This window comes from Rhizobium sp. BR 314 (genome assembly GCF_047445805.1).
GTDB lineage: Bacteria > Pseudomonadota > Alphaproteobacteria > Rhizobiales > Rhizobiaceae > Rhizobium > Rhizobium lusitanum_B.
This window is the reverse complement of sequence record NZ_JARWLA010000104.1, coordinates 1-1,706: the sequence shown is the minus strand read 5'-3', so window position 1 is coordinate 1,706 and position 1,706 is coordinate 1. Positions and strand designations below refer to the sequence as shown.

At 61.9% G+C, this 1,706-nt stretch carries 2 protein-coding genes and 1 pseudogene; all 3 read left to right on the top strand.

Annotated elements, in window-relative coordinates:
* Nucleotides 1–346 (top strand): type IV secretory system conjugative DNA transfer family protein (locus QD461_RS36605; RefSeq protein ID WP_414091634.1); only part of this gene is annotated, 346 nt, incomplete at its 5' end.
* A 383-nt stretch (nucleotides 347–729) separates the two neighbouring features.
* Nucleotides 730–1,169, top strand: a pseudogene (locus tag QD461_RS36600) (thermonuclease family protein).
* Nucleotides 1,170–1,372: 203 nt separating this feature from the next.
* Nucleotides 1,373–1,630: a WGR domain-containing protein gene (locus QD461_RS36595; protein WP_015341943.1), complete on the top strand. Its 258-nt coding sequence runs from the start codon at nucleotides 1,373–1,375 to the stop codon at nucleotides 1,628–1,630.
* Nucleotides 1,631–1,706: the final 76 nt, after the last annotated feature.

Below are 1,706 nucleotides of genomic sequence, written 5' to 3'. Positions count from 1 at the left end.
TCCCGAAACCGCCGATTACATCTCGCGCCGTTGCGGCATGACGACGGTCGAGATCGACCAGGTCAGCCGCAGTTCTCAGGCGAGGGGATCGTCTCGCACACGATCGAAGCAACTGGCCGCCAGACCTCTGATCCAGCCTCATGAGGTCCTGCGCATGCGTGCCGACGAGCAGATCGTCTTCACGGCGGGGAACGCACCGCTGAGATGCGGCCGTGCCATCTGGTTCCGGCGAGAGGATATGAAGAGGTGCGTCGGGACGAACAAGTTTCACCAGCTCAAAGGCAGGCCCGACGCGCATCCGATCGAGCCGGCGCGCAGTGCAACGAGCAAGGCCGATCGAGCATAATGAAGAGTATCGGAGAAATCAGCATAGCGGCCGCCCAACGGGCGGGATTTCGGGAATTCTCGTCGTGCGAGGGGCGGGAAACAGCGCAGCCGCAGGAGCCTCAACTTGAGTAACCCGAAGGGGAGGCGGGACCGACTGCGCCCCGCCTGCGCACACCATCCTGCCGGCCCGACTTCAGGTCGGGCCGTAAACGCAGATGAAACCAGGTCCGAGATAGCTTGAGGCAAACAGAAGAGGACGGGCAAGTGGCGAAATCGAATGTGGTTCCGTTAAGAAGGCCGCGGAAGTCCGGCAGTAGGAATGATCGATATCGCCTGCGGGGAAAGTCACCCCAGTCCGGACAGAAAGGTCCGCGCACATCGCTGATGGCGTTGATCTCAGCCATCATTGTTGCTGCTGGAGGCTGGTTTGCCTTCGGCGGCGGCGATCTCTCTGGCGTACTCGCTTTGGCCAGAACGCCGGCGGCAGATAGATTGGCGGCCGCGTTTGCGTTTTGCGCGAGAGCGCGCGCATGAACTGCGTCGTCGACGGCGATACCTTCTGGTTCGAGGGCCAGAAAATCCGCATCGCGGATATCGACACGCCGGAACTCAGCCCGCCGCGCTGCGAAGCGGAACGCATCAAGGGCGAGGCGGCGAAGGCACGCCTGCTGGCGCTGCTGAATGCCGGCAACTTCTCGCTTTCCGCTGGCTTGCGCGATGAAGACAAGTATGGTCGCAAGCTCCGGACCGTAACACGATCCGGGCACTCGATCGGGGACAGACTTGTCGATGAGGGCCTCGCCAGGCGCTGGGACGGTGCCAGACATGGATGGTGCGGCTGAGGACCCGCGAGAGGATCGTTGCCGGATGGCCGAAACCGCCCGGCGGGTTCGGGGAGCGTGAGCGAGTAGAGCCGTGCGCCGAAGGCGTCTCGCACCAAGCCTGTCTCGTCCCCTCGCTTATCATCACCGTCGTGAATCGATCAGCGCCGACCGATTCATAAGTGTCGTTGGACGCGTTTCCCGGGGTCGGCGATTCTACCCTCATGATCGCGCAACCCTACCATCTTTATGTCGAACGCACCGATGTAGCGAAGAACATGGCGCGCTATTATGCCATGTCAATCGAGCCGAACCTGTTCGGGGACGTCTGTCTCCTGCGCAAATGGGGCCGCATCGGAAGCAAGGGACAGATGATGATCCATCATTTCGGTCGGGAAGAGGAAGCTGTAGACCTGTTCCTCGATCTGCTCCGACGAAAGCGCAAGCGCGGCTATCGTCCGCGCGCCTCAGTGGCACAATGAGAACGGCCCGCCGAAGCGGGCCGTAAGGCGCCTCATCGGCGCAGGTTCCAATCGGTCTCGAACGACACTTCGATGT

What these genes read in the sequence shown, in the direction of transcription:
- QD461_RS36595 (WP_015341943.1), top strand. Translation starts at nt 1,373, where the DNA reads ATGATCGCGCAACCCTACCATCTTTATGTCGAACGCACCGATGTAGCG.